20 protein-coding genes are annotated in these 24836 nt (G+C 72.6%); 6 read left to right on the plus strand and 14 right to left on the minus strand.

The window, feature by feature from the left end:
* Positions 1-14 precede the first annotated feature (14 nt).
* From AC08OT_RS02060 to AC08OT_RS02070, 3 genes are all read right to left on the minus strand, one after another.
* Positions 15-212 carry a Trm112 family protein gene (locus AC08OT_RS02060; protein WP_476593820.1) on the minus strand — a complete coding sequence of 66 codons (198 nt, stop codon included), beginning with the start codon at positions 210-212 and terminating at the stop codon, positions 15-17.
* Positions 212-1570: a phosphomannomutase/phosphoglucomutase gene (locus tag AC08OT_RS02065; RefSeq protein ID WP_476593823.1), complete on the minus strand. Its 1359-nt coding sequence runs from the start codon at positions 1568-1570 to the stop codon at positions 212-214. The genes AC08OT_RS02060 and AC08OT_RS02065 overlap by 1 nt, the downstream gene beginning before the upstream one ends.
* A 232-nt stretch (positions 1571-1802) precedes the next feature.
* Complete coding sequence (locus AC08OT_RS02070; protein ID WP_035908204.1) at positions 1803-2168, minus strand: DUF3499 domain-containing protein; 366 nt, start codon at positions 2166-2168, stop codon at positions 1803-1805.
* Positions 2169-2492: 324 nt separating this feature from the next.
* Between AC08OT_RS02070 and AC08OT_RS02075 the strand changes: the two genes are divergently transcribed.
* Positions 2493-2963 carry a metallopeptidase family protein gene (locus AC08OT_RS02075; RefSeq protein WP_476593821.1) on the plus strand — a complete coding sequence of 157 codons (471 nt, stop codon included), beginning with the start codon at positions 2493-2495 and terminating at the stop codon, positions 2961-2963.
* A 107-nt stretch (positions 2964-3070) separates the two neighbouring features.
* Positions 3071-4378, plus strand: coding sequence for a mannose-6-phosphate isomerase, class I (manA, locus tag AC08OT_RS02080; RefSeq protein WP_476593824.1), 1308 nt, complete (start codon positions 3071-3073; stop codon positions 4376-4378).
* 816 nt (positions 4379-5194) lie between these two features.
* On the opposite strand, the gene AC08OT_RS02085 is transcribed toward manA, so the two are convergent.
* From AC08OT_RS02085 to AC08OT_RS02110, 6 genes are all read right to left on the minus strand, one after another.
* Positions 5195-8239 (minus strand): DUF5719 family protein, encoded by a 3045-nt coding sequence (locus AC08OT_RS02085; RefSeq protein ID WP_476602489.1) that lies wholly within the window; start codon positions 8237-8239, stop codon positions 5195-5197.
* Positions 8240-8352: 113 nt separating this feature from the next.
* Positions 8353-9522, minus strand: a complete 1170-nt coding sequence (locus tag AC08OT_RS02090) for a glycosyltransferase family 2 protein (RefSeq protein ID WP_476593459.1) — start codon at positions 9520-9522, stop codon at positions 8353-8355.
* 27 nt (positions 9523-9549) lie between these two features.
* Positions 9550-9705 (minus strand): hypothetical protein, encoded by a 156-nt coding sequence (locus AC08OT_RS02095; protein ID WP_476593458.1) that lies wholly within the window; start codon positions 9703-9705, stop codon positions 9550-9552.
* A 27-nt stretch (positions 9706-9732) separates the two neighbouring features.
* Positions 9733-10344 (minus strand): WhiB family transcriptional regulator, encoded by a 612-nt coding sequence (locus AC08OT_RS02100; protein ID WP_476593457.1) that lies wholly within the window; start codon positions 10342-10344, stop codon positions 9733-9735.
* Between the two features lie 449 nt (positions 10345-10793).
* Positions 10794-13448, minus strand: a complete 2655-nt coding sequence (locus AC08OT_RS02105) for a bifunctional FO biosynthesis protein CofGH (RefSeq protein ID WP_476593456.1) — start codon at positions 13446-13448, stop codon at positions 10794-10796.
* A gap of 136 nt (positions 13449-13584) precedes the next feature.
* Positions 13585-13881 (minus strand): hypothetical protein, encoded by a 297-nt coding sequence (locus AC08OT_RS02110; RefSeq protein ID WP_462188316.1) that lies wholly within the window; start codon positions 13879-13881, stop codon positions 13585-13587.
* Between the two features lie 279 nt (positions 13882-14160).
* Here AC08OT_RS02110 and AC08OT_RS02115 point away from each other — a divergent pair, with 279 nt between their 5' ends.
* The 4 genes from AC08OT_RS02115 (at position 14161) to AC08OT_RS02130 (ending at position 18249) form a co-directional block, all read left to right on the plus strand.
* The gene (locus AC08OT_RS02115) at positions 14161-14769 is read left to right on the plus strand and encodes a TetR/AcrR family transcriptional regulator (protein WP_035940905.1); all 609 of its coding nucleotides are present in this window, start codon (positions 14161-14163) and stop codon (positions 14767-14769) included.
* A 178-nt stretch (positions 14770-14947) separates the two neighbouring features.
* A complete protein-coding gene (gene cofD / locus AC08OT_RS02120; RefSeq protein ID WP_462203985.1) occupies positions 14948-15946 on the plus strand; it encodes a 2-phospho-L-lactate transferase in 999 nt (332 codons plus the stop codon).
* The gene (locus tag AC08OT_RS02125) at positions 15939-17267 is read left to right on the plus strand and encodes a coenzyme F420-0:L-glutamate ligase (protein WP_476593455.1); all 1329 of its coding nucleotides are present in this window, start codon (positions 15939-15941) and stop codon (positions 17265-17267) included. Before cofD ends, AC08OT_RS02125 begins: the two co-directional genes overlap by 8 nt.
* A 175-nt stretch (positions 17268-17442) precedes the next feature.
* Complete coding sequence (locus AC08OT_RS02130; protein WP_476602490.1) at positions 17443-18249, plus strand: DUF3105 domain-containing protein; 807 nt, start codon at positions 17443-17445, stop codon at positions 18247-18249.
* A 34-nt stretch (positions 18250-18283) separates the two neighbouring features.
* Here AC08OT_RS02130 and dnaN read toward each other — a convergent pair whose 3' ends face one another.
* The 5 genes from dnaN to AC08OT_RS02155 all read right to left on the minus strand — a co-directional run bounded on the left by dnaN (position 18284) and on the right by AC08OT_RS02155 (position 24684).
* On the minus strand, positions 18284-19537 hold the full coding sequence (gene dnaN / locus AC08OT_RS02135; RefSeq protein WP_476593618.1) for a DNA polymerase III subunit beta: 1254 nt from the start codon (positions 19535-19537) through the stop codon (positions 18284-18286).
* 175 nt (positions 19538-19712) lie between these two features.
* On the minus strand, positions 19713-20786 hold the full coding sequence (gene manB / locus AC08OT_RS02140; protein WP_476593617.1) for a mannose-1-phosphate guanylyltransferase: 1074 nt from the start codon (positions 20784-20786) through the stop codon (positions 19713-19715).
* 220 nt (positions 20787-21006) lie between these two features.
* Positions 21007-21927: a glycosyltransferase family 2 protein gene (locus tag AC08OT_RS02145; RefSeq protein WP_476593616.1), complete on the minus strand. Its 921-nt coding sequence runs from the start codon at positions 21925-21927 to the stop codon at positions 21007-21009.
* A 134-nt stretch (positions 21928-22061) separates the two neighbouring features.
* A complete protein-coding gene (locus tag AC08OT_RS02150; RefSeq protein WP_476593615.1) occupies positions 22062-23192 on the minus strand; it encodes a glycosyltransferase family 4 protein in 1131 nt (376 codons plus the stop codon).
* A gap of 82 nt (positions 23193-23274) precedes the next feature.
* Complete coding sequence (locus AC08OT_RS02155) at positions 23275-24684, minus strand: glycosyltransferase family 4 protein (protein ID WP_476593614.1); 1410 nt, start codon at positions 24682-24684, stop codon at positions 23275-23277.
* Positions 24685-24836 lie beyond the last annotated feature (152 nt).

A 24836-nucleotide genomic window follows, 5' to 3' on the forward strand; every position in this document is an offset into this window, starting at 1 on the left:
TCGAGGCCGCGGCGTCAGTTCGACGCCGGCGCGCCGGAGAACGGGACCGCCTCGTCGAGCAGCATCACCGGGATGTCGTCGCGCACCGGGAACGCCAGGCCGCAGGCGAGGCACACCAGCACGGGGGCATCGCCCAGCTCGTCGGGCCGCAGCTCACCGTGCTTGCTGCACGGGCAGACGAGGATCTCCAACAGCAGCGGGTCGAGACTCATCAGGCTTCCCTTCCGCTCCGGATGCGAGCGAGGATCTCGTCGCGCAGCCGATGCATCGTGGCGTCGTCGGGCCCCTCCACGTTGAGCCGCAACAGCGGCTCGGTGTTGGACGGGCGGAGGTTAAACCAGGATCCGTCCGAGAAGGAGATCGTCAACCCGTCCAGGTGGTCCACGTCGGCGGCGTCCGGCGCGTACGCCTTCTCGATCACGTTCATCGCCGCCGCGGCGTCCGCGATCTCGGAATTGATCTCACCGGACGCGCTGTAACGGGCGTACCCCCCGAGCAGCCCGGACAGCGGCCGGTCCTGGCCGCCCAACGCGGCGAGCACATGAAGCGCGGCGAGCATGCCGGAGTCCGCCCGCCAGAAGTCGCGGAAGTAGAAGTGACCGGAATGCTCGCCACCGAAGACCGCGCCGGTACGGGCCATCTCGGCCTTGATGAACGAGTGGCCCACGCGGGTGCGGACCGGGACGCCCCCGCGCTCGGTGACCAACTCGGGGACCGCCCGGCTGACGATGACGTTGTGGATGACCGTGCCCCCCGGCTCCCGGGCCAGCTCGCGATCGGCCACCAGGGCGGTGATGGTCGACGGAGAGACGATCTCCCCCCGCTCGTCGACGACGAAGCAGCGGTCGGCGTCGCCGTCGAAGGCCAAGCCGATGTCGGCTCCGGAGCTGCGGACGGCGGCCTGCAGGTCCCGCAGGTTCGCCGGCTCGATCGGGTTCGCCTCGTGGTTCGGGAAGGAGCCGTCCAGCTCGAAGTAGAGCGGGATCACTGTCAGCGGCAGCCCGGTGAAGGTGGCCGGGACGGTCAGCCCGCCCATGCCGTTACCCGCGTCCACGGCGACCGTCAGCGGCCGGATCCCCGCCAGGTCGACCAGGGTGCGCAGATGACGCACGTAGGAGTCCAGCAGGTCCCGCCGGGTCACGGTGCCGCGACGACCGGGACCGGCGGGAATGCCCGCCTCGATCATCGCGCGGATGTCGGCGAGCCCGGTCTCCTGGCCGATGGGTGCCGCGCCGGCCCGGCAGAGCTTCATGCCGTTGTACTTCGCCGGGTTGTGCGACGCGGTGAACATCGCACCCGGAATGTTCAGCGAACCGGCGGCGAAGTAGAGCAGATCGGTGGATCCCAGCCCGGCGGCGATCACGTCCGCGCCCTGGCTGACCGCCCCCTCGGCGAAGGCCTCGGCGAGCGGGACCGACGACTCCCGCATGTCGTGCGCGGTCACGATCCGCGGGGCGCCGAGCAGCCGCACGAAGGCGGCTCCGGTGGCTCGGGCGACGTCGGCATCGAACTCCGCCGGCACCACGCCACGCACGTCGTACGCCTTGAAGATCCGCGAGAGGTCACGCATCCCTTCCAACCCCTTCTCCCTGGTGTCCCCCGGCACCGGGTGAATGGTGCCCCCGGCCGCGCGGCCACTGCTGCGACCGGCTCGGTTGACCTTATCCGCCGGGTCCGGCACCGCCAGGACCGCGTCCGGGCGAAGTCGCGCCGAACCACTCACCGGACCACCGGTACTAGGACAAACGGAAGATCGGGACGACCACATGACCGGGACGGCCGAGAGGTGGGAGCGCTCCGGATCAGGACGGACTGGGAACGGCCCGCAGGTGACCCCGCCGGCCACCCGGGGGTGGGGCCTGCGGACCCTGCGGGGGCTCCGGCCCTCCCCGCCGGGACGCCTCACGCACGGCGTCCGCAAGAGCTTCCAGGTCGTCCCCGGCCACCTCACGACCCCCCTCACGGGGCGCCTCGGCCTCGAGCCGGACCACAGCCCAGCCAAGCGGCACGGTGAGCCGATCCGCGTGGGTGCCGCACAGATCGTAGGAGTGTGGTTCGACGTACGGGGAGAGCGGGCCCAACACCGCCGTGGACTCCGCGTAGGCATACGTGAGCGTGGCGACCGCGGCTGCGGAACAGGCCGAGCGGGAGCAGCGCCGAGGCTTCACGTTCCGGACGGTAGCCCCCGGAACGGACGACGGCCACCACCTCGGGTCGTGTCGCGTGGCGCGACGACTAATCGTCACGCGGCGTCGACCATGCCATCGCGGCCCGCATACAATATCCCTCTTTCAGCACGTATCCAGAGCGATTTTGAGATCATGGACCGTCCTCGAGCTGGTAGCGATAGGGGATGAAACGCAGGGATGTGACCGGAAACCGTCGTTACCGCGCCCACGGATCGGCGCACCACTCCGAGCGATGCCGGAAGCCGCGCGGAGTTCACCGCGATCGACGGACGACCGTCCATCCTTGAACGCTACGCTGACAGGGTGAGCGAGCCCGAGCGGTTCCCGGCAGTCGCCCGGCCGATCCCGCCACGGCGGCGGCGCGACCGGCGCGGCCGTGGAATCCGGGGCACTCTTCTTCCGCCGGACGTGCCCGCCTACGCCACCCGCGGCGACCGCTTCGACGATCTCGTCCTGGACGCCGTCGAGCATCTCGACCACCGGTGGTCCACCGAACTCGCGGACGTCGAGTTCGCCGTCGAGGACGTACCGCCGGTGGCGGTGACCGATGACGAGATCCCGCTCGCTCGTTACCAGCCGGCCAGCGGCAGGGGTCGGTCGGGCACCCCGCGGCGCATCGTCGTCTACCGCCGCCCGATCGAGGCGCGGGCCGTCGACAGCGAGGACCTGGCCGAGCTCGTCCTCGATGCGATCATCCACGAGATGGCTGAGATGATGGGGGTCGACCCCGCCGTGATCGACCCGGAGGGCCACGGCTGGGGCGACGAGGAATAGCGAGTAACAGCGAATAGCGAGTAACAGCGAGGAACAGCCGAGCCGCGGTGGCTGGCCGGCCGCAGGACACCCACCACGCGAGGGAGACCGTGACCACCAGGAACACCGTGACCACCAGGAACGAGGCCGCTCGGGCGACGGCCTCCGGCGCCCGGATCCTGCCACTGCACGGTCAGGCGCAGTCGTACGCCTGGGGGTCCCCGACCGCGATTCCGAACCTGCTCGGGGCGGTCGCGACCGGCGAGCCGGTTGCGGAGCTGTGGCTCGGCACCCATCCGGTGGCGACGGCCCTCGCCGAGGACGACGGCATCCGCCGTCCGGCCACCGACCTCGTCGGTCAGCTGCCGTTCCTGCTCAAGGTACTGGCCGCCGAGAAGGCGCTGTCGCTGCAGGTGCACCCGGACCTGGCGCAGGCCCGGGCCGGCTTCGACGCGGACGACGCGGCCGGTCTCGGCCTGGGCGATCCGCGTCGGCATTACCGTGACCGGAATCACAAGCCCGAACTGATCGTCGCACTGTCCCCGTTTCGGGCTCTCGCCGGCGTACGTGATCTCGGCCGGACCCTCGCCATCGTCGCCCGGCTGGGCTCACCGGCCCTCACCGCCGCCTTCCGACCACTGGCCGACGATCCCTCGGGCGGCGCCGCGCAGGTGCTCCGCTCCCTGCTGACCATGCCGCGCGAACCCGCCCGTGACCTCGTCCGCGACCTCGTGGCGACGGCCCGCCGGCTCGCCGCCGGCCCGCACGACGCGGCAGCGCCGGGGACGCCCAGCGCCGAAACGGACGACACGGCGACGGACAGGGCCGCGGCGGACGGCGTCGCGGCAGACGGCGTCGAAGCCGATGACGTCGCGCGGGCAGCCGACCTGATCGGTCTGCTCGCGGCCGCGCACCCGGGCGACGTCGGGATCGCGGCCGCCCTGTTGCTGAACGACGTCACCCTGCGCCCCGGGGAGGGGCTCTTCCAGCCCGCGCGGCTGCTCCACGCCTACGTCTCCGGCCTGGGTATCGAGATCATGGCGACCTCGGACAACGTGCTGCGCGGCGGGCTCACCCCCAAGCACATCGATGTCGACGAGCTCCTGCGCATCCTTGATCCCACTCCGAGCGCGGCGCCGATCCTCATGCCCTGTACTCTCGCGGTCTCCCCCGGTGGTCTGCTCCGCGGCTGGGACGTCCCCGTCGGGGACTTCGCCCTCACCGAGGCGATCTGCACCGGCGGCGCCCTGAACGTGGGACGGCCCGTGGTGCTGCTGGCCATCGAGGGTGCGGTCCGGGTGACCGGCACCGCCGACAACGGGACGACCGTCGCCCCGGTGGAGTTGCGTGGGGGCCGGTCCGCCCTGCTGGCCGGATCCGCCGCGTTGACCCTCACCGGCACCGGTCGGGTCTTTCTCGCCGCTCCCGGCCGCTGACGGGCGACGCCACCGACAGGGCGGGGTGCTGACGGCCCGGAAGACCGGAAGACCGGAAGCGTCACGAACCTCCCGCACGTCCTGGGAGGACGCCGACCGGTGCCCGGCCCGCCACGAGGCAAAGATCGAAGGTCGGCGGACTCGGCACTAGCCGCGCTGATACAGGACGGTGGGATCCTCGATGGAGACCGGGGCGTCGAGGAGCCTCGACGCCCCCACAACGGAACGACGGTAGAGATGCTCCGCGGCATCACGGGCTTGGACATCCCAAAGATCGACGACACGGCGGTCGACGACGTGGAGCCGGTGGAGCCGGAGCCGGTGGAGCCGGAGCCGGTGGAGCCGGAGGGGGTAGGCCCGCGGGGCGGATCCCCGGATGCCCGGCCCTCCCCCGGCGTGCCGGGGAGATCGCCGATCACGGCGGTGGCCCCCAGCGGGCCGCCGACCGCGACGAGCCGTCCACCGGCCTGCCCGATCGGCATGCGGGCGGTCGCGACGGTGCCCGGCCTCACCCGTACCAGCTCGCCGTCGATCCACGCTGTGACCGCTCCCGCCGGAGCGGCGAGCACGACGACGCCGGTCGCGCCGGGCGGCACCGGCGGGAGGGAGACGACCGCATCCGGCGCGGATCCCGCCCCGGCGGCCAGCCCCGTCGGCCCGGAGAGGCCGACCGCCTGGCCGTACGCGTCGAGCCCGCGCGGGTCGAGCGGAGGATCAAGGCTGGTGGCGCCGACCCAGGTGGATCCGCCGTCCGAGCCGGTCGACCGCTCTCCCGCCCGGCCCGACGGTGCGGCCAGTCCGGCGAGCACCGGTGCGTCATCGGCCGATTCGACCAGGACGGCCGAGGCGGCGCCCGCCGGCAGCAGCACGGGCGTGATGATCGCACCGGTGGCGGGCACGACGACGGCCTCCAGGCCGATCGGCGTGTGCCGACCCGTACCCGTGAGGACCGTGATGCGCACCGTGGCCTCCCGCAACGGTGCGGCGAGCACCAGGTGCGCCGTCGAGGACGCGGACCCCGCCGGGACGACGACCCCGCCAAGCAGGAGACGCCGGGCCGGGGCGGAGGTGCTCGGGACAAGGCTCACCGGATCCGCGCGCCCCGCCCGGGTCCGCCCCCGGCATCGAGTCCGCACGCGCCGCGCTGGGCCGGTCCGCGACCCAGGTGAGAACCCGGCCGGAGCGCATCTGGACGTCGAGCGTGGTCGCGGCGGCCTCCGGTGCGAGGGACGCGAGTCGCCGGATCACCGCGTGGTCCGGGGGCACGGTGATGTCCTGCGGCGACGTCGCCGGTCCGTCGGAAAGCACCCGCACATTGATCCGGGCTGGTTCAGCTGCCAGATTCGACCAGATCACCACCGGATCCCGACCGGCCACGGTCGATGGTCCGGTGAACCAGGCCCGGGCCCGGGACGGCTCGCAACGCGCCTGAATCGGCCCGACGCCGCCCATTGACCCGACGCCGCCCATTGACCCGACGCCGTCTTTCTCCCGGGCCGTCACGGTGGCCGACAGTCCCCCGGCGGACGCGCCCTGGGCGGTCACCAGGATCGATCCACGGCCGCCCGCCACGCCGGTGACGGCGCTGCCCTCCGAGGGCCGTGGAAGGTCCAGGTGACGCCGGCCGCGGACATCCATCCGTAGTCCAAGCCCCTCGCTTGGAACCTCGGACCCCATCGTGGACACCCGCACCTGGCCCGTCGGCCCACCGCCGGCAGCCACGTCCAAGCCGAGCGCACGGGCCCGCCCGCCCGGCCCGCCCGGACCGGGTGCCACCAGCGTCAGGTCCGGGCAGGCCAGCATGGCGCCTGACAGGGGCCAGACCCGTCCCTTCCCGGCACCGGCACCACCGGCACCGGCACCGGCACCGGTGCTGGTGCTGGTGCTGGCGAGGAACGCCCCGGTCAGCCCGAGCAGCCCGAGGACCGCCAGCGGCAGCACCATCCGCGAAACGACCACGACGTGACACGACGGCCGCTGACACGACGGCCGCTCAGCCTTCCCGACCCGCCGCGGCTGCGTTGCAGCCGGGGGAGCCATCCGCCGCGACCTCAGGACTGGGATTCCCAGCAGCACGGGGATTCCCAGCAGGACAAGCGCGGCGAGCGCCGCCGCCTGGCCCAGCACGGCCCGGTGGGGTGAAGCCCGGTCGTGGTCGATGCGGAGCCGACCGCCGTCGGGCGGCAGCCGGAATCCGGCTGCCCAGCCCCACGCCCGGAACGGAGTCAGCGGCCGGCCTTCCAGCCACGCGTGCCATCCGGCATCCGCCGGTACGGCGAGCACCAGGGAGCGTGCCGGGCCGGACCGGGCGGCGAGGGCGGGCAACCGCTCGCCGGAGGCCAACCGGCGTACCGAAGAGGGCGCTGGCGGCAGCGGCACCGAGAGGAGGAGAGGAGCACCCGGCGCTGTACCGATCGGGCGGGCTGTCCGCTTCATCGCCGCGGGAGCGGAGTGCCGCGCCACCGGCTCACGACGATCAGCCCGATCGGACTCCATCACCCAGGCCAGGGGTCCGCCCGCCCACCCGGATGCGTCCGGTCGCGGCGCACCGGTCCCACCGGGCTCTCCCGAGGCCGTCGCACCACGGGCCGGAACGGCGGGACGCCAGAAGATCGCCCCCGGGCGGGGACGATCCCGGATCAAGGACGGCGTCGCGTCCAGTCGGGCGACGAGCTGAGAGGTCGAGTCGGCCGTGGATACGGCGACCGATGTCACGCCCAGAAGCGGGAGCCAGCCGGCTGCCCGGCCACCGTTGGCGGCGAGGTCCGCGACCATGTCGGCGAGGAACCGACTGGACCGCCGCGGGGTGCGGGCGCCGGTCTCGGGAAACGTCGGCCCGGACGCGGAGGCCAGGGTGTACCGGATCGTTCTGGCCGAGGCCGGTTGGTGCAGGACGAGGACTCGGGCACCCGGGCCGGCGGCGCGGGTCACGGCCGCGACCGCGCGGGCGAGGCCGGCCCCCTCGACGCCGGCCGGGTTCGCCCCTGTGGTGTCGTCGGGCCGAGATACATCCACGGCCAGGAACCGAGCGGCAAGGATCAGCGGCCCGACGAGGAGGAGCAGCGTCACGGGAAGGACCACCAGCACGGCCGTGCGCCGCCGACGGCCCCGCCCCCGGCCCGCGAGGCGGCCGAACAACCAGCAGGTCAGGCATCCACCGACGAAGCCGGCCACATCGGCACTGGGTCCGCTGTCCGCACCAGCCAGCAGGGCCAGGGAGTACTGGGGCAGCCTGGCCAGGGCGATCGCCGATTCGGCGAGGACGGCGACGGGATCCAGCCACAGGTCCGGAAGCACCGGAATGATCGTCGCGAGCAGAGCGGCGATGATCGCGGGCAGCCTGGACCGCGCGGTCAGGAACGCGACGACGACCAGGCCCGCCCAGGCGATGACCAGCATCGACGGGGCGCAGGCGATGAACCCGACCAGACAGACCGCGAGCGTCCACACCGGCCGGCCCGGCGCCCCGCCGACGCCAAAGCCAAAGCCAAAGCCGGAGCCGTCCCGCCGGTCCCGCAGGACCGCGTCGGCGGCGGCGAGCACCAGGGGAAGGCCGATCACCGCGCCCACGGTGTCGGTGCGGCCGGCGAGGACCGACCCGGTCATCACCGGGTTCAACCCGTAGCCGGCGGCGAGCCCGAACCGGGCGAGCGGATGTGGTTCCAGCCGGGCGAGCGCCCGGTAGGCGCTCAGGCCCGCGAGCGCCGGGCCGGCCGCCAGCAGGATCCAAGCGGCCGGCGCCGGCCTCCCCCCAGCAGAGTGGCCGCCGCGGCGAACAGCGCGGTGAAAGGGGGTGCCGGCCCGGGACCACTCAGAGGTCCATCGGGCGCCCCCGCCCATCCGGACCACACGGCCGACCACAGGTTCCGGCTGCCGGTCGGGAGCGGCAGGCCCCCGCCGAGCATGTCCGCCGGCATCCCCCGCATGGCCAGGAGCCCGACGGCACCCAGCAGGGTCGCCAGGGTCATCGGCGGCTAGGCCGGCCGGCGCGGGTGCGCATCCGGTCTGGGCCCGGTGACCACCAAGGTGGTGTCGGCGACGTCTTCGGCGGCTCCGGCCCGATCGAGGAGATCCTCGGCGCCGGCTCCGCGCCGCCACGGTAGGCGGCGGGCCGGGAACAACGGGCAGACGGCCCGGTGCGGCACCGCCCACGTGCAGACGGCGCGCCGACGCATCCGGCGCAACTGCCGTGGCCGCCCCAGCACGGTACCGGCGAGCGTGAGCTCGGCGAGCGCCGCCCGGGGTCGGCCGCGCAGGAGCAGGCCGAGGGTGCGCACGGCCGTTCCGACGAGCAGGGCGACCACCATCGCCGGCAACAGCACCGTCGCCGTGTTCGCCAGCCGGACCCGTAGAGCCCCCGCGCGGTCGGCCGATGCCCCGGGGAAGGCCGACCCCCCGGGGAAGGCCGAGGCCACGGTCGCCGTGGCCAACGGGACGACGACAACCCGTAGGCCGGCACGGGCCACCCGCCAGCCAAGATCGATGTCATGACCACCATCGAGCTCGGGGTCGAGTCCACCGAGCAGTCGCCAGACCACCGCCCGCACGAGGGTGCCCGAACACGCGACGGCGAGGACGTCACGTACCCCGTCACACCGACCATAATCATCATTGCCCGGGCACATTCCGGTATGCCGTCGCCCGGCCCGGTCGACGCTCACCCCGGCTTCAACCACCCGGGGTCTCGTCACCGGCCGGGACCGCGCACCCGTCGATCCGGCGGGACCGCCCGCTCCGGCCGCCGGGGCGAATTCGGCCGGCCGGGCGGATTCGGCGAGTGGGGCGGATTCCGGAGCGCGGGCGAGCAGTTTGAGACCGAGGACGGCGGCACCCCGGTCCAGCCGGGCGTAGGCCAGCAGGGTGTGCAACGCGTCTGGGGCAGGGATCGCGGTGTCGTCGAGGAGCCAGACGAATCCGTGCTCCGGTAGGCTCCCCAGCCGAGCCAGCCCCACGGCTACGGCGGCGCCGAACGGTGTGGCGGACGGCACCTCGACGACGAGGGGCTCGACGACCGGGTCACCGGCCTGAGCATCCGCGCCGTCGACGCCGGGATCGACGGGACGGTCGGCGGACGGGAGGCGACCGTCCCCGTCCAGGGGAGACGCGCGTTGCCGGGGAACGCCTCCCCCGCCACCGAGCCGCACCTCGACGACCCGGTCCGGTGGTCTGGTCTAGGCACGCAGGGCGGCCCGGACCTGGGCGGCGGCGGGTCCACCACCCCCTCGACCGAGCACGCAGACCGCGACGACCGGCGGCCCTGCATCATCGGGCAGAGCGGTCACCGCGGCGACCGTGGCCGCCTGTGACGTGCCCGGATCGCCCGTCATGCGCCGATCGCCGGTCACCGGGCGGGATCAGACCGCTCGGCGTCGCTGCTTGCGTCTCTCCCGCTCGGACATGCCGCCCCAGATCCCGAACCGCTCGTCGTTCTCCAGCGCGTACTCCAGGCACTCGGCCCGGACCTCACAGCCCGAGCAGATGCGCTTGGCCTCGCGGGTCGAACCGCCCTTCTCCGGGAAGAACGCCTCGGGGTCGGTCTGCGCGCACAGCGCGCGTTCCTGCCACTCCATCGCCTCGCCGAGAAGGTCCCCCATCCCCAGATCAATCACCTGGGCGAGGGCGGACCTCCCGGCCGATCCACCAAGATCCTCCATGTCCTTGGTCTCCGCCTCGTCGGCCTCGTCGTCACCGACCTCGTCGACATCGTCGACCTCGTCAATGTCCTCGACGGAGTCGTCCTCGATGTCCTCGACGAGGTCGGTGTCCTCGGCGACGGACCGACCGGTCAACGCGGGGGGGACGGGAGCGGCCGTGGCCGGCACCCGCGCCCGCGGGACCGTTTCGGATGTGGCCCGGGTGTGCCGTTCGGTGAGCACCCGCTCGGGGTGATCAGCGAACGGGTCATGCTCAGCGGGACGCTCGACGTCCGCGAGGACAGTGTGGACGCCCGCGTCGGCGTGCTCCATGTGGACTCCTCCAGACCCGTCGCGGTGCGGTCGGCCACCCCTGGGCGCCGGCGCGCAGGTGACTGGTTTCCACACCGGTCAGGCGACGCACTACCGCACGAACCCCGCCAGCGGGGGGAATGACACGCCGGTAATTACACGCTCCAGACTCGATCGCGTCAACCCCACCGTCGCAACATCTTCTACAACTAGCGATGAGACCATAGCTCACAGTCACTACAACCTGTCGCCGAGGGTCCGCGCAACCCTCCTTTCCGTCACTCTGCGCGATCAGATTGGTCGCGACAACGGCATTATCCCGCCCAGACCTAAAGGGCATACACCCCTAAAAGGGCAGGGCCTGAGCTCGGGCAACCGCCGCGAACGTAGACCGATCAGCTACCAGACTCGGCAACCCCGGCCCATTCGACTACGGAGAGTAGTTTTTGATGATCGGGACTTGGCGGGTGTCAGGACACCACCGGCAGCATGGCCCGGACGGTGCGGCCCCGGGCAGCGCGAAAGCGCTCGTCAGGGATCCGGCCATACGTGGTGGTGCGTTGCCGAGCGGGACGACCCGCCCCCGCGGCCACCTCCTCGAGTTCGGCCACGGAACGCCGCGAGCCGTGCTGCGAGCCGGCCATCCGACTGATCGTCTCCTCCATCAGCGTGCCACCTATGTCGTTCGCCCCACCAGCAAGCACGGCCCGACAGCCCTCCACCCCGAGCTTGACCCAGGAGCACTGGATGTTGTCGATCGAACCGTGCAGCAGAATGCGCGCCATCGCGTGCACGGCCCGGTTCTCCTGGCGGGTGGGGCCGGGACGGGCGACACCGGCCAGGTAGATCGGCGAGCTGTGATGGACGAAGGGGAGGGCCACGAACTCGGTGAAGCCGCCGGTGGAGTCCTGGATGCGCCGTAGCAGGCGCAGATGGGCCACCCAGTGTGCGGGGGTGTCCACATGCCCGTACATCATCGTGGCCGAGGAACGCAGGCCGACCCGGTGCGCGGTGGTCACCACCTCGACCCAGCTCGCCGCGGGCAGCTTGCCCTTCGTCAGCACCCAGCGGACATCGTCGTCGAGGATCTCCGCCGCGGTGCCGGGGATCGTGTCGACGCCGGCCTCGCGGGCCGCGGTGAGCCAGTCGCCAATCGACATGCCGGTGCGGGTGACGCCGTTGAGAACCTCCATCGGCGAGTAGGCGTGCAGATGCAGCCCCGGCGCCTGCCGCTTGATCTCACGGGCGAGATCGAAGTACGCGGTGCCCGGTAGATCGGGATGGATCCCGCCCTGGACGCAGACCTCGGTCGCGCCGACCGCCCAGGCCTGCGCCGCCCGGCTGCCCACCTCGTCCAGAGACAACGTGTAGGCGTCGGCGTCCCCACGGCGTTGCGCGAACGCGCAGAACCGGCATCCGGTGTAGCAGACATTAGTGAAGTTGATGTTGCGGTTGACGACGTAGGTGACGTCCTCGCCCACGACGTCGCGGCGCAATCCGTCCGCGAGCGCGCAGAGCTCCTCCAGGGCGGCGCCGTCCGCGCTGAACAGGGTCAGCGCCTCGTTGTCGGTGATCCCGGCCGGATCGGACCCGGCGTGGCGCAGGGCGGCGAGCATGTCGGGGCCGATCCGCCGCATGGCACCGGCACCAGCAACCGCGCCGGCCCGGCTCGCGATGGCCCGGCTGCCCGTGCCGACGACTCCGTCGACCCCCGTCCCGGCCGCGCTGACCTGGGCACGAAGCGACTCCCAGTCACCGTAGACCGTGCCGAAGTCCGCCCGTTTCTCGCTGCGGCGCCCGACCGTGTCGACCGCGGCGTGCAGATCGGTGCGGCCGGTGTCAGCGAGTCCGCCGTCGGGCTCCTGCCAGGGGCGGCCGGCCGGGAACACACCGTCGGCGAGCAGGCCGTCCGCGCCGGCCAACGCCCCGACGTGCCCGGCCAGGCGCGGGTCGATCCATGGTTCACCGAGATGGGAGGGGTAGACGGTGAGCCGGGGCCGCAGCGTGAACCCGGCCTGCGCCGTCACGGCACGCAGGACGTCCAGGTCCGGCCAGGGCCGCTCGGGGTTGACGTGGTCGGGGGTGACCGGGGAGACGCCGCCCCAGTCGTCGATGCCGGCCGAAAGCAGCAGGGCGCACTCCGCGGTGTCAACGAGGTTCGGCGGAGCCTGCACCCGCATCGTGGGGCCCAGCACCAGCCGGGTGACCGCGACGGCCGCGGCCAACTCCTCGGCACCGACGTCGGGCGCGGAGCGCATCGCGGTGTCGTCCTTGGCGCGGAAATTCTGGACGATCACCTCCTGGATCGACCCGTAGCGGCGGGCCAGACCTCGAAGCTCGAAGATCGTCTCGGCCCGCTCCGCCCGGGTCTCCCCGATGCCGAGCAGCAGGCCGGTCGTGAACGGGATCGACAGCCGCCCGGCGTCGGTGAGGACCCGCAGGCGGACGGCCGGGTCCTTGTCGGGTGACCCGTAGTGCGCCCCGCCCGGCTCCGACCACAGGCGGGTCGCGGTCGTCTCCAGCATCATCCCCATCGACGGGGCCACCGGCTTGAGCCGGGCGAGTTCCACCCAGCTCAGCACACCTGGGTTGAGGTGCGGAAGCAGACCGGTCTCCTCCAGCACGGCGATCGCGACGGCACGCAGGTAGCCCAGCGTCGAGTCGTAGCCGTGGGCGTCGAGCCACTCCCGGGCCGCCGGCCACCGGCCCTCGGGGCGATCACCAAGCGTGAACAGCGCCTCGGCGCAGCCCGCCGCGGCGCCCGCCCGGGCGATGCCGAGCACCTCGTCCACCGTGAGGTAGGGGGCGGGCAACCGGTGCGGCACGGTGGCGAAGGTGCAGTAGTGGCAGCGGTCCCGGCACAACCGGGTCAACGGGATGAACACCTTCGGCGCGTAGGTGACGACACCCGGCCGCCCGATCGACGCCAGACCCGCGTCGCGGGCCCGGGCCGCCGACCGGCACAGGTCCGCGAGGTCGTCGCCGCGCGCGGCTAGCAGAATGGTGGCCTCCACCACATCGAGCGTGGCGCCGTCCCGGGCCCGGCGCAGCGCCCGGCGCAGCGCCGACGGGGACGGCGGGGAACTGGATTCGGCACCGCTGGATGTCGCCGCCGTACTCATCATGAATTCCTCTGATTCTCCGGCGGCGCCCCCCGGCGCCCGGCAGATGAACCGGTCCGGTCGGTGACCATCGGGATCGAAGGGATGCGGTGCCGAAACGGTACTGAGCGGTTCGGCAGGAGACCCGGTCGGCCCGGAGTCAGGGTGTCACGCGGCCGGCCGCACGCCACCCGGTGGCGGGTCTGCGCAGCCGGTCGAGCGTGCCGATCAACATATTCGTCCGCCGGCGCGAGGCCAGCGTCTCGACCAAGGCCTGCGTCCGGTCGGCTCGCCGGCCGGTGCCGGCGAGGTCGGACCCGTCCGGCGTCATACCGGCGGTCTGTCGCATCTGGGCCCGGCGGGCGGCCACGACCTGGGGGGCGCGGGCCCCCGCAAGCGCGCGATTAAGGGAGGCGGACAGGGCTTCGAGGCTCTTGGTGGTCCTGATATCGGACATGATGGTCCTTCCAACGACGTAGAGAGCTGAGATTCACTCTCACAGCTCTCTCGAATCGGAATCAAGAAAAAGGCGGTGAGCAGGACACATCCGCCCGAGACGTCCACCGGACTCCGCTACCCGGGCCCGGCCGGAATGCACCCACCGACACCGGGACACGATTCCGATCATGCCGGCGCCCGGGGCGGCGCCACCGGGCGCCGCCGTACCGCACGGGAGCTACCACTACTGGGCATCGATTTCCTCCTGCCCCACCATGGGAGTCGTTACGCTGATCAGGTGCCACGCAACCGCCAGGAGGTTCCCCGCGAGGAACGGATCGATGCGTTGCTCACCGTCGCCGAGGAGCAATTCCTGGCCCGCGGGTTCGCCGGGACGTCCATCGCGGAGATCGCCCGTTCCGCCGGCATCGAGCCGGGCTCCGTCTACTGGTATTTCCGGTCGAAGGACCATGCCTTCGCGGCGGTGCTGAACCGGCTGCTCGACGTTGAGGTCGACCGGATCGCCGCGTTGCCCGGAGACCCGGCGGCGAAGCTCTTCCTCGCCCTGGACTCGGTCGAGCGGCGCCGCACGCTGCATCCCTGTGTCGCCGAACGCGCCCCGCACGCCGCGCCGGTCATGGAGTACCACGAGCGGCTGCACGACTGGCTGCACGGGCTCGCGCTCGCCGCGGTGCACGACTTCGTGCCCGAACCCGATCGGGAGCTCGCGGCGGACGCGGTGGTCGCCACCATCGAGGGCGGGCTCGCCAACCCCGCGCCCTCCCGACCGACCAGCCATCTCGTGCACTTCCTGCTCTCGGCCTTCTGCACGGACACGCCGATACCGGCGAAGCCGGAGTTCCACGGATGGATGACGCCGTTGTTCGCCCGGCCAAGGCTCGGTTAGGAACCCCGAGCAAGGCTCGGTCAGGAGCACGGACCGGCGCGCCCGCCCCGGTCCGGAGAAATCCGTCCGCGGCCGGGCAGTGGTCACTATCACCCCGGCCGGGAAATCCACCACCGCCCACCGGTGCCCCATCCGCCGGGGCGCGGTGCCAGGATCGGTCGGTGTGAGAGTTGTCGGTGTGAGAGTTACAGCCCTGGCTGGCGGGATCGGTGGCGCCCGGTTCCTGCGCGGCGTGCTCGCGGCGCTGCCGGAGGCCGACGTGACGGTAATCGGCAACACCGGCGACGACATCACGTTGCACGGACTGCGCATCTGCCCCGATCTCGACACCGTCATGTACACCCTGGGCGGCGGGATCTCGGCCGAACGGGGCTGGGGGCGCGAGGGCGAGTCGTTCGTCGTGGCCGAGGAACTCGCCGCCTACGGCGTCGGGCCGGCCTGGTTCGGGCTCGGCGACCGCGACCTCGCCACCCACCTGGTGCGTACCCGGATGCTCGACGCCGGCTACTCCCTCTCGGACGTGGTCCGGGCACTGTGTGAGCGGTGGAAGCCGGGGGTACGGCTGCTGCCGATGTCGGACGAGCGGGTCGAGACCCACGTGGTGATCTCGGACGCCGACGGCCAGCGCGCGGTGCACTTCCAGGAGTGGTGGCTGCGGCTGCGTGCCGCCGTGCCGGCACAGGCGATCATCCCGGTGAACGCGGAAAAGGCCAAGCCCGCGCCCGGCGTCCTGGCCGCCATCGCCGACGCGGACGTCGTACTGCTCCCCCCATCGAATCCGGTCGTCTCGATCGGCACCATCCTCGCCGTTCCCGGGATCCGCTCGGCCGTGCACGAGACCGCGGCGCCGGTGGTCGGGGTGTCGCCGATCATCGGCGGCGCGGCCGTGCGCGGGATGGCGGACGCCTGCCTGGCCGCCATCGGCGTCGAGACCTCCGCCCAGGCGGTGGGCGTGCATTACGGCGGCCGGGGGCGCACCGCCGCGACGGGGCACGGGACGGCCCCGCGCCCGGGAGCCGGGACGGCGGACGGACTGCTCGACGGCTGGCTCGTCGACACCGCCGACGCCGGCGCGACCGTTCCCGGCGCGACCGTGGCCGCGGCACCCCTGCTGATGACCGATCTGAAGGCCACGGTGGCGATCGTCCGGGCGGCTCTGGAGCTCGCCGGTGTCTGAGCGCAGCGCGGAACGGGCGCTGCGCGTGTTCCCGCTCACCGGCATCGGCGAGGTCCGTCCCGGCGACGATCTCGCCGTCCTGGTGGCCTCGGCCGCCCGGACGCACGGCCCGGCACTCGCCGACGGCGATGTCGTCGTGGTCACCTCAAAGATTGTTTCGAAGGCCGAGGGACGGCTCGTCACGGTGTCCGGCGACCGCGAGGAAGCCAGGCAGGCCATGATCGACAGTGAATCGGTGCGCGAGGTCGCCCGGCGCGGCCCGACCCGGATCGTCGAGACGCACCACGGTTTCGTCCTCGCCAGCGCGGGGGTCGACGCGTCGAACATCGCCAAGGACTCCCTCGCTCTGCTCCCGGTGGATCCGGACGCCAGCGCCAGGCGGCTGCGGTCGGGCCTGGCCACCGTGCTCGGCGTGGATGTCGCCGTCGTCGTCACCGATACCGCCGGACGGCCGTGGCGACGCGGCCTGACCGACATCGCCATCGGGGTGGCCGGCATGGCGGCGCTGCGCAGCCACGTCGGCGACCTCGACAGCTACGGCAACGAGCTGGGGATGACCGAGGTGGCCGAGGCCGACGAGCTCGCCGCGGCCGCCGACCTCGTCAAGGGCAAGCTGGGCGCCACGCCGGTGGCGGTCGTCCGCGGCTACGGCCGGCTGCCCGACGACGGCACCGGCGGGCGGGCACTGCTGCGTCCCGCGGGTGAGGACATGTTCCGCCTCGGCACCCTCGAGGCGCGCCGGGCGGCGCTGCGCGAGCGGCGCACCGTGCGGGACTTCTCCGACACCCCGGTCGACCCGGCCGCGGTTGACCGGGCGATCGCGGCGGCATTCACCGTCCCGGCCCCGCACCACACCACACCATGGCGTTTCGTGATCGTGACCGAGCGACGCGCGGCGCTGCTCGACGCGATGGCCGAGACCTGGGCGGACGATCTACGACGCGACGGGTTCGGCGAGGCGGCCGTCGAGCGTCGGCTCCGGCGCGGCGAGGTGCTACGGCGTGCCCCACTGCTGATCGTTCCGATCATGGTCCTCGATGGCGCGCATCCCTATCCGGACGCCCGCCGCGCCGCCGCCGAGGAGCGGATGTTCACCGTCTCCGTCGGGGCCGGGGTGCAGAACCTGCTCGTCGCCCTGGCCACGGAGGGTCTGGGGTCGTGCTGGGTATCGTCGACGCTGTTCTGCCCGGAGGTGGTCACCCGGGTGCTCGACCTGCCGGCCGGTTGGGCGCCGATGGGCACGGTCGGGGTCGGGCACGCCGCCGCGCCCGTACCCGCCCGACCGAACCGCGATACCGCGGCGTTCGTCCTCCACCGCTGACCTCGTGGCCGGCCCGTCCCGGGTGGCCCGGTCCCGGATGACCTGGTCCCGGGATGATCCGTGACGCCACGGTCACGGTGCAGCGTGGCGAGACAGGGCGTGTCCGGTGGTGTTCGGCGGGTCGGATCCATCTTGCCCGGACGACGTGGTTCAACACTTCGTAGGATCAGCTGTCGTGGGTAAGAAGAGCGTCGAACGCAACACCCGGCTCGAGCAGTTGCGCCGTGAACAGAAGCGCAGGGAACGCCGCCGCGCGCTGCTCATCTACGGGACGTCGGGGCTCGTCGCCGTCGCGCTCCTCGTCGGCATCATCATCTACAGCGTCGCGGACAGTAGATCGAAGAACGAGGCCCGCAAGGTCGGCTACGTCGCGCCGGCCTCGGCGGCCGCCACCGCGGCCGGGTGCACCGGCACGGCGAACGACCCGTTCCGCGGCTCGACGCACGTCAGCACAGCGGTCGCGTACGAGGCGTCACCGCCGTCCTCGGGTAACCACAACCCCGACCCCCTGCCCGACGGCATTCCCTTCTACAACCCGAACTCGGGCATCTCGGCGGAACGTGCCGTACACAACCTCGAACACGGCTTCGTGATCGGCTGGTACGACAAGAGCCTGCCGGGGGATCAGGTCGACAAGCTGCGCAAGCTCGCGGCGAATGCCGGGCCGCGGTTCATCGGTATGCCCTGGACCCGGAGCACCTTCGTCGACAACAAGCACTTCGTCCTGACCGCCTGGGACCGCACCCAGCGCTGCTCGACGGTCTCCGCGGACGTGATCAAGGATTTCGTCACCAAGCATGCGAACCCGGACGCCGCCGGGGCCACCTGGGACTCACCGACCGCTCCGGAGTCCGGCGCGGCGGGCGGCACCCTGAACGTGACGGCGGACGGCCCCCTGGTGGATCCGGGCGCGGCCGCCTCCCCGCTCCCCGGCGCGGGCACCATGCCGCTGTCGCCCACCACCCCGACCCCGGCACCCTGACCCTCCCCGGCGCGGCGACACGGCACAGGACAAGTCAGCTCCCGCCGTGGCGGATCGGCATCAGCAGGTAGCGGTAGGCGCCCTCGTCAACGGCGCCGCGGCCGCTGTCCTTGCCGGTGAGCACCGCGGGTTTCGCGGCGGCCTCGGCCGGATCGGCGTCGACGAACCCGATCGTCGCCTGATCGTCCTCGACGGCACCGAGCCCGTCCAGCAGGTAGGACGGGTTGAACAGCACCGAGAGCTCGGGACCTGCGTACTCGACCGGAATCGTCTCGCTGGCCTGTGCGCCACCGCCGTCCCCGGCCTCGGCGACGACCTGGTCGCGGGTGAACGTGAACCGCAGCGGCCCGGTGCGGGTGGCGACGACAGCCACCCGGCGGACCGCCGCGGCGAGCGCCGCGGTCTGCGCGGTGACGACGAGCGCGGCCGCCTCGGGCAGGAGCTTGCGGTAGTTGGGAAACGTCCCTTCGATGAGTCGGACGATGGTCTGCCGGCCGCCGGCGGCGAGGCCGAGCCGGGCGCCGGACGGATCGTCGAGGTCCAGGCCAATCATGATGCGGGAGGCCGACGTCGGCGTGCGGGCCACCTCGGCGAGAACCTTGGCGGGCACGTGCGCGAGCGCCCACGGATCGTCGACTGTCGGCTGCCAGGGTATGCCGCGTACCGCGAGCCGGTACCGGTCGGTGGCGGCGAGGGTCAGCCCGCGCCCGGAGATCTCCATCCGGACCGCGGTGAGCACGGGCATGGTCTCGTCCCGGCCGGCCGCCGGGGCGACCTGACCGACCGCGGACGCGAACCCGAGCGTGTCCACCTCACCGATCGGTCCGGGAAAGCTGGGGAGCTTCGGGTAGTCGCCCGGGTCCATTAACGGCACGGTGAAACGGACGCTGCCGCAGCGCAGGACCAGCCGGTCACCGTCGACCACGACGTCGACCGTCGTCGCGGGCAGGCTGCGCACGATGTCCGTGAGGAGCCGGCCGGGCACCAGCACCCGCCCCGGTCCGTCCACCGAGGCCGCGACCGGAGCCCGCACCGCCACCTCCGTGTCGTACGCGCAGATCGTCAGGACCGAGGCCGTGGCCGGCCCCTGGCGCGCCGCGGAACCAGGAGACGCCGCGGAACCCGACGGCAGGGGAACCGCGGTGGGCGCCGACGCCGGGGCGCCATGGCCCGCGGTGAGCAGGATGCCGGTCAGGACGTTCCGGGCCGGGCCCGGCCGGTTGGGTAGATGCCGAGCGGCCCAGCCGGTCGCGTCAGCGAACGCGTCGCGTTCCACGCTGAACCTCATGAGTGCGATTGTCCTCGGCCACGGCGCGGAATCACCGCATTCAGCGGGCGGTGTTTGTTCCCCGTCCGTGGATGTCCGCGAGATCTCCGCCCGGACGGGCCGCAGCCGCCACGTCGTGAGGAGAGGCGGCGGCGCTACCAGTGGTCCGCCGCCGCCCGCAACCGGTCGGCTGCGCTCAGATGCGGTCCGAGCTGAATCGCACAGCGCCCGCCGAGAGGACGGCTCCGGGGAACACACGCGCCCCGGACCGCAGCTCGTTGCCTCGCTCGATCCGTGCCCCGTCGCCGATGACCACCCCGTCGAGCGCGACACCGGAGCCGATCACCGCGTCCCGACCGATCACGCTGTCCCGCACGACCGCCCCGGCCTCGATGACCGCACCGTCGAACAGCACGGCACCGTCGATCGCGGCACCCGCGCCGACCCACGCACCGGTCCCGACGGTCGCCCCGCCACCGATCTTGGCGTCGGCGGCCACGACAGCACCGGGCAGCACCAGGCAGTCCCCGACCGGCCCCGGCAGCGCCGACGACGCCATCCGGCCGGTCACCAGATCGCGACTGCCCTGCACGAACGCCGCGGGAGTTCCGAGGTCGAGCCAGTAGGTGTCATCCGGGTAACCCATGACCGTCGTGCCGGCGGCCAGCAGTCCCGGGAAGGTCTCCCGCTCGACCGAGACCGGTCGTCCCGTCGGGATCGTGTCGATGACGGACCGCCGGAACACGTAGCACCCGGCGTTGATCAGATTGGTGGGCGGGTCCGGGGTCTTCTCCAGGAAGGCGGTGACGCGACCATCGTCGTCGACGGGCACGACCCCGAAGGCACGCGGGTCCACCACCCGGGTCAGATGCAGGGTGACCGCCGCGCCGGTCCCCGTGTGCCGCGCGACGAGGGCCTGGATGTCCAGACCGGCGAGGATGTCACCGTTGAAGATCATGACCGGATCGTCCGGTCCCCCGTGGAGCCGCTCGGCCACGTTGCGGATCGCGCCGCCCGTGCCCATCGGCTCGGTCTCGGTGACATACTCCAGCTGGAGTCCGTGCGCCGAGCCGTCCCCGAAGTACTCCTCGAAGACCTCCGCCCGGTACGAGGTGGCGAGCACCACCCGGTCGATTCCCGCGTCTCGCGCGCGAGCCAGCATGTGCGCGGTGACCGGCACCCCCGCGACCGGCAACATCGGCTTCGGTGCCGACATCGTGAGCGGTCGCAGGCGGGTCCCCTGACCGCCGACAAGCATCACTGCGTCCATGGGGCGTCAGTGTCGCAGAACACGCGGTGGGCGCTGAAAACGGATCGGGGTCGGGACCATACGACGAACGGCATGCCATGGTTTCGACACGTTGCGTCGGACCGGGGTTCACCGAGCCGTCCGGATATCCCAAATATCTCGGACATCCAGGACATCCTCAACTACCAGCGACTCGGCTACCAGCGACTCGACTGCCGGCCATCGGCCGGCCGCGGTCCGCTCAGGCGCCCCGCGCGGCACCGCCCCGGGGAAGCAGATCGGCGGAACGGGTCGCCTTCGCCCCCGCGCTGTCCCGGGCGAAGATCAGCGCGAGCAGCAGCCGGACCACGAGACCGACCCCGAGCAGCAGCCGCAGCGGCGCGCGCGCGTTGCCGGGGTACTGCCGGGACAGGTAGCGGAACATGCTGCGGTGATGAGCCAGCACCATCCGCCGTGACGACCGCTTCGTCGAGTGCCCGCCGAGGTGCTCGACCACCGCGGACGGCACGTACACCGACTGCCAGGACACCTCGCCGACGCGGCGGCCGAGGTCGACGTCCTCCATGAACATGAAGTAGGACTCGTCGAACCCGCCGACCGCCTCGAAGGCCTCCCGGCGCAGCAGCTGGCAGGAACCGGACAACCAGCCGGCGGTCATCTCCCGGGGGAGGCCCCGCTCCCGCCGGTAGGAGGCCGTCCACGGATTCGTCGGCCAGCACCAGCCGAACAAGGCGTGCCCCACCCCGCGGCCGAGAGAGGGCAGGTCCCGGGCCGAGGGGTAGAGCGCCCCGTCCGGATTGATGATCCCCGGGCCGAAGGCCCCGCCCCCCGGCCAGCGGTCGGCCGCGGCAATCAGTTCGTCGACCGCACCGGGCGCGAAGGAGATGTCGGCATTGGAGATCACCAGCCAGGGCCCGCGGGCTCCGGCGGCACCACGGTTGACCGCGGTGCCATAGCCGAGGTTGCGACCCGGGCGCACCAGGCGCACCTCGGCCCGCTCGGCGGCCGCCCTCGTGCCCTCGTCGAGGTGCGGCGAGTTGTCCACCACGACGACCTCGTAGGGCCGCGTGGTCGCCTTCGCCAGCGAGTCGAGGAAGGCGCCGATCACCTCCCCGGACCGGAAGGTCACGACGACGACCCGGATCTCCGGATCCACACCCATGTCTCGCCCGCCCGTTCTCGCCCACCGCTGGTCGCCCGACACGTTCCCGTGACGACGCACGGCACCTTGCACCGAGGAGACCGTAGCGCGCCCTTTGCGGCGTTCCTCGCCCCGGGGCCGGGCCGACGGGCGCCTCAGCGCTCGGCGACCGCCCGCGCGTAGCTCGCGAGATGCGCCTCGGCGCTGGCCGCCCAGGTAAACTCCCGGGCCCGGGCGAGACCGGCCTGACCGAGCTGCCTGCGCCGCTCGGCGTCATCGAGCAGGGCGCCCATCTCCCGGGCGATCGAGCCGGCGTCCGGCTGGGTGTAGGCGACGGCATCGCCGCCGACTTCCGGCAGCGACAGGCGCGGCGTGGTGAGAACCGGGGCGCCGCAGGCCATCGCCTCCAGCACCGGCAGCCCGAAGCCCTCACCGTGCGAGGGATACGCCACCAGTGACGAACCTCCCAGATAGCCCGGCAGGTCGGAGAAGCGCAGATAACCCGGCCGGATCACCCGCAGGTGGCTCGGCACCGAGGCGACGGCGGCATCGACGTCGTCGTCCCAGCCGGAGCCGCCGGCCAGGACGAGCGCGGGCGGCTCGTCCCGCCAGTGCACCGCCTCGGCCCAGCCCCGGATGAGGTTCGGCACGTTCTTGCGCGGCTCCAGCATCCCGAGGAACGCGACGTAGCGCGAGTCGCCAAGCCCGAGCCGGCGGCGCACCCGCCGCTTGTCCTCCTCGGTCGGCGGATGGAAGGTCGACGTGTCGACGCCGTGGTAGGCGACGTCGGTGGTCGTCGGCTCCCCGTCGAGCACCCGCACCAGCTCGTCCCGGGTGGCCTTCGAGGGGACGATGATCCGGACCGCCCGGCGCACCGCGGTGCGCATCGCGGACCGGAAGAACGTGCCCTTCACCGCGGTGTGCATGTCGGGCTCGGTGAAGAAGGTGACGTCATGAATCGTCACGCACACGGGCTGGTGCGCCCGCAACGGCATCGTGTAGTGCGGTGAATGGATGACATCGGCATTCACCTGTTCGGCGACCAGTGGCAGCCCGGTCTGTTCCCAGGCCAACCGCGCGGGCCGGTGGGCGATGGCCGCCGGCCCGGACAGAACGGTGGCGTGTGGAGCCATCCGGCTGTAGCGTTCCTCATCCGACCGTTGGCAGACGAGCGCCATGTCCGCGCCGGTCGCGCCCAGCGCCGCGACCAACCCGTCGACATAACGCCCCACGCCACCACGGTCGGCCGGGACCGAAGTGGCGTCGACGAGCACCCGGGGTCCCACGGCGCTCCCTCCCTGACGCGCCACCCGCGACGGGGTGGTCGCTTGCTTCACGGTGACCGCTTGCTTCTCAACGGGGGCAACACTACGCCCGCCCGTCGTCGGCGACGGACACGGCGGGGGAACCGCTGACTCGACGGTAGAGCGCCCACGTCGCCAGTGCTGCCCCTTTCCAGGTAAATGACCGGGCACGAAGGCGTCCAGACTCCGACAGCCGCCCCCGCAGGCCCGGATCGCCCATGACCTTCGCCACCGCGGCGCCCAGCGCGGCCGGGTCGTCCACCCCGACTACCACGGCGGCGCCCCCACCGACCTCGACCAGCGCGGGGGCATCCGAGACGATGACCGGCACACCGTGCGCCATCGCCTCGACGACCGGCAGCCCGAAGCCCTCCGACCGGCTCGGCGCGAGCAGTACGCCCGCACGGGACAGGACCACGGCGAGATCCTCGTCACTGAGCCGCCCAAGGGTGCGCACCCGGTCCGCGCCCAGACCGTGCCTGGCCGCCGCCGCGCGCACGTCCAGCCCACCCCAGCCGGTCGCGCCGACGTGGACCAACGGCAGGCCCGGATCGCCCGGTCGTCGCAGCGCCGCGAGCGCGGTGTCGAGGCCCTTACGGGGTTCGAGCGTGGCGAGGGTGAGTAGATAACGCCCTGGAGGGGGTAGCCCCATCCGCGCGGCGCGGGCGTCGGCATCGGGCGGAACCCGGACCACGGCGTCGGCGACTCCCTCCCCGATCGCGTGCAGGCGGTCTTCGGGGATCGGCAGATGCCGGGCGATCTCGGCCGCTACCGCGAGCGTCGGCACGACGATCGCGTCGGCGTGGCGTGCGGCCCGTTCGCCCATCAGCCGGTGCCACCGGACCCCGTGCGGGGTCAGGGTCTCGGGATGCGTCCAGGGAACGGCGTCGTGGATCGTCACGACGAGCTTCGGGCGCGGCCGGCGCCGATCCAGGGTATTACCCAGGGCCGGCGCGACGGTTCCGGAGGCCCAGGAAGCCAGCGACGGACGGGGCGGCGCGCCGGAAAGTCCGGAAGGTGGAGATGAGTCCACATAACCCGGAGAGCGCCGATAATCCGGAGAACGCCGGGAGTCACCGGACCGTCGCCCGCGCCGGGACCCGGTCCGAGAACCGGTCCGGTCGTCGAGGCCGCGCAGGGCGTCCGCCACCGAACCGGTCACGAACCCCCGGGTACCACCCGCGGGTGGCACCAGCAGGGTCGGAGCGTGAATGACGTCCACCCCTGTCGGAGCCGGGCCCACGCCACACGCCCAGGCCACGGCGAGTGCGCGGCGAGGCAGACCAAGTCGGAACGGACCGAAGACGCCGGGCAACACGGCCGGACCGACCTCCCGGCGCCCGGCACACCACCCGGTCACCCGGTCCTCGGGGGCGGCGGTGCGGGCGAGCGCCGCCGCGAGCTCGGCGGAGTAGCGCCCGGTCCCGCCAGGAACCGGCGCGAGCAGCTGCTCGACAAGGAAACCCACACGCACGGGTCACAGTCTGCCCCTGCCTCCTCCATTCCCGGACAGCCGGCCCGGTCCCCGGACAGCCGGGGCCGGTGGGCCGGCGGGGTCAGCGGCCGCAGGCGCGCAGGGCCGCGAGTGCCATCACGGCGCAGGAGATCCCGCCGACAATGTATCCC

This window comes from Frankia sp. CgJB1 (assembly GCF_977947065.1).

Bases quoted from the DNA above. Each gene is read 5' to 3' on its own strand.
- AC08OT_RS02100 (WP_476593457.1), bottom strand. From the start codon at position 10,344: ATGGAGCACGCCGACGCGGGCGTCCACACTGTCCTCGCGGACGTCGAG.
- dnaN (WP_476593618.1), bottom strand. From the start codon at position 19,537: ATGAGGTTCAGCGTGGAACGCGACGCGTTCGCTGACGCGACCGGCTGG.
- AC08OT_RS02065 (WP_476593823.1), bottom strand. From the start codon at position 1,570: ATGCGTGACCTCTCGCGGATCTTCAAGGCGTACGACGTGCGTGGCGTG.
- manB (WP_476593617.1), bottom strand. From the start codon at position 20,786: ATGGACGCAGTGATGCTTGTCGGCGGTCAGGGGACCCGCCTGCGACCG.
- AC08OT_RS02105 (WP_476593456.1), bottom strand. From the start codon at position 13,448: ATGATGAGTACGGCGGCGACATCCAGCGGTGCCGAATCCAGTTCCCCG.
- AC08OT_RS02095 (WP_476593458.1), bottom strand. From the start codon at position 9,705: ATGACGGGCGATCCGGGCACGTCACAGGCGGCCACGGTCGCCGCGGTG.
- AC08OT_RS02060 (WP_476593820.1), bottom strand. From the start codon at position 212: ATGAGTCTCGACCCGCTGCTGTTGGAGATCCTCGTCTGCCCGTGCAGC.
- AC08OT_RS02110 (WP_462188316.1), bottom strand. From the start codon at position 13,881: ATGTCCGATATCAGGACCACCAAGAGCCTCGAAGCCCTGTCCGCCTCC.
- AC08OT_RS02145 (WP_476593616.1), bottom strand. From the start codon at position 21,927: ATGGGTGTGGATCCGGAGATCCGGGTCGTCGTCGTGACCTTCCGGTCC.